Raw genomic sequence first — 8,443 nt, forward strand, 5'->3', positions numbered from 1 at the left:
GCACCCGCCCGGCCATCCGTACCGGATTCCGGCACAACGAAGGATTCATCATGACAGCCATTGCCCCGCTTACGGATTCAACGATTCGAGGTTCGATCGGCGTCCGGCCGTTGACCTGCACGATCGGCGCCGAACTGCACGGCGTGGACCTCGCCGATGCGGCGCACGACGACACACTGTTCGCCGAGCTGCGTGCCTTGCTGCTCGAGTACAAGGTGCTGTTCGTGCGTGACCAGGACATCAGCCGCGCCGATCATGTCACTCTCGCACGGCGTTTCGGTGAGCTGGAGGACCATCCGGTCGCGGGCAGTGATCCGGACCATCCGGGCCTGGTCCGCATCTACAAGGACCTCGATAGCCCGCCCGAGCATTACGAGAACGCCTACCACTGTGACGCCACTTGGCGGGCGAACCCGCCCATGGGCTGTGTGCTGCGCTGCGTAGAGACGCCGCTGGTGGGCGGTGACACGATCTGGGTGAACATGGTCGAGGCCTACCGTCGCCTGCCCGAACATGTGCAGACCCGCATCCAGGGGCTGCGGGCGCGACACAGCATCGAGGCCAGCTTCGGAGCCGCCCTGTCGGAGGACAAGCGCCACGAACTCGCACAGCGCTTCCCCGATGCCGAACACCCGGTGGTGCGCACGCATCCAGAAACCGGTGAGCAGATCCTGTTCATCAACTCCTTCACGACCCACCTGGTCAACTACCACACACCCGAGAACGTGCGCTTCGGTGCCGATTACGCACCCGGGGCCGCGGAATTGCTGCACTACCTGATGCGGCAGGCCACCATCCCCGAGTACCAGGTGCGCTGGCGGTGGACGAAGAACAGCTTCGCCATCTGGGACAACCGATCCACCCAACACTATGCGGTACAGGACTACTGGCCCGCGGTTCGAAAGATGGAGCGCGCCGGCATCATCGGCGACCGCCCCTTCTGAACTCTCTTCTCCCCAAAAAAGATTCGATACCGATCGGAGTAATTCTCATGCATTTCCACGACGATTCGCTGTTCCCCGAGAACCAGGAGAAGCTCGTCATCACCGCCGCCCCCTATGGTCCGGAGTGGGAACTCGACGACTTCCGCGAGGATCTGCCGCTGACCATGGACGAGCATGTCCAGGCCGCGGTCGACTGCTACCACGCCGGCGCCACGGTATTGCACATCCACGTGCGCGAACTCGACGGCAAGGGCTCCAAGCGGCTGTCGAAGTTCAACGAGTTGCTCGGCCGCCTGCGCGAGGCGGTGCCGGATATGATCCTCCAGGTCGGCGGCTCTATCTCCTTCGCACCGGAAGATGAAGGCGCGGAGGCCAAGTGGCTGTCCGATGACGCCCGGCATATGCTCGCCGAGCTGGACCCGAGGCCGGACCAGGTCACCATCGCCATCAACACCAGCCAGATGAACATCGTCGAGCTGATGACCGATGACGACATCGCAGGCACCTCGTTCACCCGCCCCGAGGTGTACGAGGCCTACCGTGAGATGGTCGTCCCGGCCGGTCCGGCGTGGGTGGCCGAACACCTGAAGCGGTTGCAGGCCAACGGCATTCAGCCGCACTTCCAGCTCTCCAGCATCCCGCAGCTGGAGACCGTTGAGCGGTTGATCCGGCGCGGGGTGTACACCGGCCCGCTCATGCTGACCTGGGTCGGCATCGGCGGCGGCTTCGACGGGCCGAACCCCTACAACATGATGGAGTTCATCCGCCGCGTTCCGGACGGCGCGGTGCTCACGCTGGAAACCCTGATGCGCAGCTGCCTGCCGGTCAACACCATGGCCATCGCCATGGGCCTGCACGCGCGCTGCGGCAACGAGGACACCCTGTGGGGCCGCAAGGGTCAGAAGATGACCTCGGTGCAGCAGATCGAGCAACTGGTCCGGGTCGCGAACGAACTCGGCCGCGAGATCGCCACCGGCAAGGAGGCGCGCGAGATCTACCAGCTCGACGAGCGCTACGCCGATGCCGACGAGACGTTGGCGAAGATCGGCTTCGCCCCCAACCGCAAGCCCGGCCAGGTCGGATTCACCCACCACGCCTGAGCTCCGGTGCGCGCACACCGTCTCTGCGCACCGGATTTGTAGGAGCACCAATGGAGTTGCACACTACCGCCACCGGGACGGACGGCTGCCCTGCCGCCGTCCCGGGCCTGGCGGCCACCCGCACCACCACAGCCCGCCGGGTTTATCCGTGGGTCGTCTTCACCCTGGCCTTCGGCCTCCTACTGGCCGACTACATGTCACGCCAGGTTCTCAGCGCCGTATTTCCGTTCCTGAAAACCGAATGGGCACTGTCGGATTCGAAGCTGGCCTCGCTCAGCAGCATCGTTGCCCTCATGGTCGGCCTGCTGACGCTGCCGCTGTCACTGTTGGCCGACCGATGGGGCCGGGTACGCAGCCTGGTTCTGATGGCGGTGCTGTGGAGCGCAGCCACCGTGCTGTGCGCGACGGCCACCGGCTACGACCAGATGCTCGGCGCCCGTTTCCTGGTCGGGGTCGGTGAGGCCGCCTACGGCAGCGTCGGCATTGCGGTGGTGCTCAGCGTATTCGCCCCGCGCGTACATGCCGCGCTGAGCGGCGCGTTCATGGCAGGCGGCTCGTTCGGATCGGTCCTCGGCGTCGCCTTCGGCGGCATCATTGCCGTCCAGTTCGGCTGGCGCTGGGCGTTCGCCACCATGGCAATAGTCGGCCTGATCCTGGCCGCGCTGTTCCGAACCCTGATCAGCGATGCGAAGCTGGCCCGCCACGCCGCGGACCCGGCGCCCACACCGCACGCGAGCGGCGTCGGGTTCCGCGCGCCGGTCTCGACACTGTTCACCAACCCGGCGGTGCTGTGCGCCTACCTCGGTAGCGCACTGCAGATCTTCACCGCCGCGGTACTGCTGTCGTGGATGCCGAGCTTCTTCAACCGCTACTACGACCTGGCCCCGGACAAAGCGGGCGCGATCGCCTCGATATTCGTGCTCCTGGTCGGAGCGGGCATGGTGGGCTGCGGGATCATCACCGACCGGGTCGGCCGCACCGATATGTCGCGCAAATGGACCACCGCGATCGGGTTCTGCCTGGTCTCGCTGATCTGTCTCACCGTCGGCTTCAGCCTGGAACACGGTGCGCCGCAACTGGTTCTGATCGGCATCGGTGCGCTGTTCTCCGGCGGATCGTCCGGACCGACCGCGGCCATGGTCGCCAATCTCACCCATCCCTCGGTGCGGGCCTCGGCCTTCGGCACCCTCACCCTGGCCAATAGCCTGCTCGGCCTGGCCCTCGGGCCGTTCGTCGTCGGCGTGCTCGCCGACCACCTCGGTCTCGCCGCCGCGCTGCAGCTGGCGCCGCTGACCTACCTCATCGCCATTGCCGCACTGATTCTCGGCAAGCGCGCCTACCCGGCCGGACTGCGCAGGCTGGCCGCATTGAATCCCGCTGCCCCGCACTGATTCTCGAAAGGAGGTGCCGCACACATGAGCAGCACCATCGAACCGACCGTCGTCATCGTGCCCGGACTGCGCGACCATGTGGACGACCATTGGCAGACCATGCTCGCCGACCGGCTCGACCGGGTGCAGACGGTACCGCCCCTGGAACACGACAAGCTCAGCCGGGAAGCACGGGTCGCCGCACTCGACGCCGTGCTCGGCAAGATCGCCGGACCCGTCGTCCTCGTCGCACACAGCGCGGGCGTCATGACCACCGTGCACTGGGCACAGCAGGCGACCCGGCCGGTGCGAGGCGCGCTGCTGGCTACCCCACCGGACTTCGAAGCACCACTGCCGCAGGGGTACCCGTCGATCGAGGAACTCCACTCGCACGGCTGGACTCCCACCCCGTGGCAGCGGCTGCCCTTCCCGAGCATCGTCGCTGCCAGTACCACCGACCCGCTCGCTGCCTTCCGGCGCGCGGCGGCGATGGCCGAGGCATGGGGCAGCCGCCTGATCGATCTCGGCGATGTCGGCCACCTCAATCCGGCCTCCGGCTACGGCTACTGGCCGCGTGCGCAGGAGCTGCTGCGGGAACTGCTCGATATGACCGCCCAGGTCGGGACCGGCGCGGAGGTCACCGGATGAGCAAGGTCTTCGACTCGGCGGCGGCCGCCGTTGCCGACATCACCTCCGGATCGTCGCTGGCCGTGGGCGGATTCGGATTGTGCGGCATTCCCGATGCGCTCATCGCGGCCATCGCCGCGGGCGAGGCCTCGGATCTGGAGGTGGTCTCCAACAACTGCGGCACCGACCAACACGGACTCGGAATTCTATTGGCGGCCAAGCGAATCCGCCGCATCACCGCCTCCTATGTCGGCGAGAACAGTGAGTTCGCCCGCCAGTACCTGTCCGGCGAGCTCGAGGTCGAGCTGACGCCGCAGGGCACGCTCGCCGAGAAACTGCGCGCGGGCGGGGCCGGCATTCCCGCCTTCTTCACCCCGGCCGGTATCGGCACCCTTGTTGCCGAGGGCGGACTGCCCTGGCGTTACGACCCCGATGGTTCGGTCCTGATCGCGTCGCCGCCCAAGGAGATCCGCGCCTTCGGCGGCCGCTGGGGCGATGCGAGCTATCTGCTCGAAGAGTCCATCACCACCGACTTCGCGCTGGTGCACGCGGTGATCGGCGACACCGCCGGCAATCTGGTGTTCAACAAATCGGCACGCAACTTCAACCCGCTGGCGGCCACGGCCGGGCGCATCTGCATCGCTCAGGTCGAACACCTGGTTCCCGCAGGCGATCTCGACTCCGCGTGGGTAGATCTGCCCGGCCTGTTCGTCGACCGCATCGTGCACACCGGAACACAGGCCAAACAGATCGAGAAGTACACCCTCGCCCAGGAGCGCTGAAATGACCACAGTCACAACCACTCTCGGCTGGACCCGCACCGAGATGGCCGCTCGCGCCGCCCGGGAGCTGCGCGACGGGGAATACGTCAACCTGGGCATCGGCCTGCCGACAATGATCCCCGGCCACCTGCCCGACGATGTGCACGTGACCCTGCATTCCGAGAACGGAATCCTCGGCACCGGGCCCTACCCGACCCCCGGCGAGGTCGATGCCGACCTGATCAACGCGGGCAAGGAGACCGTCACCACCGTTGCGGGTGCGTCGTTCTTCGACTCCGCGACGAGTTTCGGCATGATCCGCGGTGGTCACATCGACACTGCCGTCCTCGGCGGCATGCAGGTCTCCGCCACCGGCGATCTGGCGAACTGGATGGTGCCCGGTCGGATGGTCAAAGGCATGGGCGGTGCCATGGATCTCGTGCACGGCGCGCGCCGCGTCATCGTGCTCATGGAGCACACCGATAAGACCGGCGCATCGAAGATCGTGCCCCACTGCACGCTTCCGCTCACCGGCGCACGCGTCGTGCACCGCATCATCACCGATCTCGCCGTCATCGACGTCATCCCCACCGGGCTGGCGCTGCGCGAATGCGCGCCCGGCGTCACCGAGCACGACGTCCGGGCCGCCACCGCCGCCCCGCTCACCGTGACGCCCTCCTGAACCGCCCGCACCTGCCCCCTACTTCGACTACCAGCGAAGGCCTTCCGTGCTGAACCTCGCCGTGCTGCTCGAGGACACCGCGCGTCGCTGCCCAGCCGACGACGCCACCGTTCTCGGGGACGAACGCCTCACCTACGCCGAACTCGACACCCGCGCCAACCAGGTCGCCAACCTGCTCGTCGGCCGCGGCATCGAACCCGGTGACAAGGTCGCCCTCTGCTGCCCCAACCTGCCGGAATTCCCCATCATCTACTACGGCATCCTCAAAGCGGGCGCAGTCGTCGTTCCGCTCAACATCCTTTTGCGGCCCCGCGAAATCGCCTACCACCTCACCGATTCCGAAGCCGACGTATTCTTCTGCTTCGCGGGCACCGCCGACCTGCCGACGGGCGAATACGGGTACGAAGGCTTCCAGCACGCACCGGGCTGCCGGGACATGGTCCTGATCACCACCGACCCGGCCGCACCCTCGCCCTACGACGATGTCGACACCCTGGCCAGGGCCATCGCGGCACAACCGGAGCGGTTCGACACCATCGCCCGGCGGCCCGACGACACCGCGGTCATCCTCTACACCAGCGGAACCACCGGACAGCCGAAGGGCGCCGAACTCACCCACGCCAATATGGTCATGAACGCGCTGACCGCCAATCGCCTGTTCGACAACAACCCGGCACGCCGGGACGTGCACCTGGTGACGCTGCCGCTGTTCCACTCGTTCGGCCAGACGATCAACATGAATGCGGGCCTGTCGGTCGGCGCCACCCTGGTACTGATGCCGCGCTTCGACGCCGCGACCGCCCTGCGACAGATGGCCGATGAGCACGTCACCTTCTTCGCCGCCGTGCCGACCATGTACTGGGCGCTGCTCAACACCGACACCGACGGGATCGCCGTCGACCGCATCGCCAGCAACCTGCGCAAGGTGATCTCCGGCGGCGCCGCGCTTCCCGTCGAGATGCTGTCCCGGTTCGCCCAGCGATTCGGGGTCCGGATCCTCGAAGGCTACGGCCTGTCGGAGACCTCACCGCTGGCGATATTCGCCGATCCGGACCGCGAGCCTCGGGCCGGATCGATCGGAATCCCGGTGTGGGGCATCGAAGCCCGCCTCATCGACCAGGACTGGAACACTGTCACCGATATCGGCGAGATCGGGGAGATCGCGCTGCGCGGTCACAACGTCATGAAGGGCTACCTCAACCGGCCCGAAGCCACCGCCGAAGTCATGCGCGACGGCTGGTTCCGCACCGGCGATCTCGCCCGCCGCGACGCCGACGGCTTCTTCTGCATCGTCGACCGCGCCAAGGACATGATCGTGCGCGGTGGATTCAACGTCTACCCACGCGAAATCGAAGAGGTGCTGCTCACCCACCCCGGGGTGTCCCTCGCCGCCGTGATCGGAATCGCCGACGGACGGTATGGCGAGGAGATCAAGGCCTACGTCGTCCCCGAAACCGGCTCCGCGACAACGGAATCCGAACTCATCGCGTGGTGCCGGGAGCAGCTGGCCGCCTACAAGTACCCGCGCGTTATCGAATTCACCGACGCACTGCCCATGACGGCCAGCGGCAAGATCCTCAAACGCAAACTCGCGGACGCCGATTCAGCGTCTTGACATAGCGGGCTGCCATTCACCGGGCGCGGTCCGCGTCTACCCCGACACTGCCTACTCACCAACGAAGATGAGGAAACCCATGAAGATGAGGAAAGTATCCATTACCGCGGCACTGGCCGCCACCGCCGTGGCCGTCACGACGGCAACTGCACAGGCCGCTCCCACCACAGACGGCGAATCCAGCGCCGTCCATTACGAAGTCACCCGCAGCGGCGACTCCGCGATCCTCGCCGTCAGCGGCGGCACACTACGCCACCTCGATCAACAGCTCGTGCTGTTCGACCGCACCGATCAACCGGTCGCCGCCATCCCGCTGAGCTACCGCGTCGACGACACCGCCTATCCGATCACCGCGAGCATCGACGGCACCACCGCGACCCTGACACCGTCGAAAAACGACGGCCGACCCGCCACGCATATTGCTGCCAGCGACATCGTGACCGTCGAACAAGCCGCCACCCAGGTGGCCGAATCCTTCACACCCCGCGACGCGCAGGCGTTGGGCGCCTTTGCCCAACGCGCCGCCATCGGCGCCGCGGTCAGCGCGGTGGTCGGAGCCGCCATCGGGGCCGGAGTCGGCTGCCTGGCCGGCGGAGCCGTCGGCGCCGCCATCTCCAGCCCGGTCATATTCCTGTTGGCGCCCTTCGTCGGCGCCACCGTCGCCGGCTGCGTGCTCGGCATGGCCACTCTCGGCGCGGTCGGATCCATGGCCGGAATCGTCCTGGCGGGCGGGCCTATCACCCTGTTCTCCGCCATCCAGTACTTCTCCACGATCCTCGCCCCCTGCCCGCCCGAACTCCCCTCATGCAAAGACCCGGCACAACCCGCCGCACCCGCGAAATAGCCCCCACTGAGACCGCGCGCCCAGGCCCCCTACCTGGGCGCGCGGTCTCAGTGCTGAGCCCGATCCAGCGCGTTGGGCTGTTGGCTGGACATGTTCGCCTCGACCAGAAAGTCGCTAGCCGCGGCCTTTCACCGTCAGCGGGCGAGCCACCCAGGTGATCGGACTGACAAACCAGCGCGGATAACCGCTGATCAACCACACCGGCCGACCGCCACCGGTGAAGTCGGCGCCATAGACCCAGCGTCGGTGAGCGCAGGCCTCGTCCGGGTGAGACCTTTGCCAATAGCGACAGCACTCTGTTCACCGTGGAACTCCCGCGGCGACTCGTGTCGGAACCGACCGGTTAGGTGCGGAAGTTGTACCGCTGCCGGCTATTTCGCCGGTACCACTGCCTGTGCCGGGTCTTTGCACTGGGCGAGTTCGGGTGGGCAGGGCGCAAGGATGGTCGAGAAGTACTGGATGGCGGAGAACAAGGTGATGGGCCCGCCCGCCAGGACGAC

The 8,443-nt window shown here is 66.8% G+C and carries 8 protein-coding genes; all 8 read left to right on the plus strand.

Annotation, left to right across the window (positions count from 1 at the left end; all coding sequences use genetic code 11):
* Window positions 1-50 precede the first annotated feature (50 nt).
* Window positions 51-944: a TauD/TfdA family dioxygenase gene (locus tag ABZ293_RS39980; RefSeq protein ID WP_355189559.1), complete on the plus strand. Its 894-nt coding sequence runs from the start codon at window positions 51-53 to the stop codon at window positions 942-944.
* A gap of 47 nt (window positions 945-991) precedes the next feature.
* Entirely contained in the window at window positions 992-2,044 is a 1,053-nt protein-coding gene (locus ABZ293_RS39985; protein WP_355189560.1) for a 3-keto-5-aminohexanoate cleavage protein, read from the plus strand.
* Between the two features lie 50 nt (window positions 2,045-2,094).
* Window positions 2,095-3,435, plus strand: coding sequence for an MFS transporter (locus ABZ293_RS39990; protein ID WP_355189561.1), 1,341 nt, complete (start codon window positions 2,095-2,097; stop codon window positions 3,433-3,435).
* Window positions 3,436-3,459: 24 nt separating this feature from the next.
* Window positions 3,460-4,062, plus strand: coding sequence for an alpha/beta hydrolase (locus ABZ293_RS39995; RefSeq protein WP_355189562.1), 603 nt, complete (start codon window positions 3,460-3,462; stop codon window positions 4,060-4,062).
* Window positions 4,059-4,823: a CoA transferase subunit A gene (locus ABZ293_RS40000; RefSeq protein ID WP_355189563.1), complete on the plus strand. Its 765-nt coding sequence runs from the start codon at window positions 4,059-4,061 to the stop codon at window positions 4,821-4,823. Before ABZ293_RS39995 ends, ABZ293_RS40000 begins: the two co-directional genes overlap by 4 nt.
* 1 nt (window position 4,824) lies before the next feature.
* Window positions 4,825-5,484, plus strand: a complete 660-nt coding sequence (locus tag ABZ293_RS40005) for a CoA transferase subunit B (protein ID WP_355189564.1) — start codon at window positions 4,825-4,827, stop codon at window positions 5,482-5,484.
* A gap of 46 nt (window positions 5,485-5,530) precedes the next feature.
* A complete protein-coding gene (locus tag ABZ293_RS40010; RefSeq protein WP_355189565.1) occupies window positions 5,531-7,099 on the plus strand; it encodes a long-chain fatty acid--CoA ligase in 1,569 nt (522 codons plus the stop codon).
* Window positions 7,100-7,178: 79 nt separating this feature from the next.
* Window positions 7,179-7,943, plus strand: a complete 765-nt coding sequence (locus tag ABZ293_RS40015; protein WP_355189566.1) for a hypothetical protein — start codon at window positions 7,179-7,181, stop codon at window positions 7,941-7,943.
* Window positions 7,944-8,443: the final 500 nt, after the last annotated feature.

Source organism: Nocardia sp. NPDC005998, assembly GCF_040614395.1.
Classification (GTDB): Bacteria; Actinomycetota; Actinomycetes; order Mycobacteriales; family Mycobacteriaceae; genus Nocardia.

Coding starts and splice junctions, on each gene's coding strand:
- ABZ293_RS39990 (WP_355189561.1), top strand. CDS start 2,095: ATGGAGTTGCACACTACCGCCACCGGGACGGACGGCTGCCCTGCCGCC.
- ABZ293_RS39985 (WP_355189560.1), top strand. CDS start 992: ATGCATTTCCACGACGATTCGCTGTTCCCCGAGAACCAGGAGAAGCTC.
- ABZ293_RS40015 (WP_355189566.1), top strand. CDS start 7,179: ATGAAGATGAGGAAAGTATCCATTACCGCGGCACTGGCCGCCACCGCC.
- ABZ293_RS39980 (WP_355189559.1), top strand. CDS start 51: ATGACAGCCATTGCCCCGCTTACGGATTCAACGATTCGAGGTTCGATC.
- ABZ293_RS40005 (WP_355189564.1), top strand. CDS start 4,825: ATGACCACAGTCACAACCACTCTCGGCTGGACCCGCACCGAGATGGCC.
- ABZ293_RS39995 (WP_355189562.1), top strand. CDS start 3,460: ATGAGCAGCACCATCGAACCGACCGTCGTCATCGTGCCCGGACTGCGC.
- ABZ293_RS40000 (WP_355189563.1), top strand. CDS start 4,059: ATGAGCAAGGTCTTCGACTCGGCGGCGGCCGCCGTTGCCGACATCACC.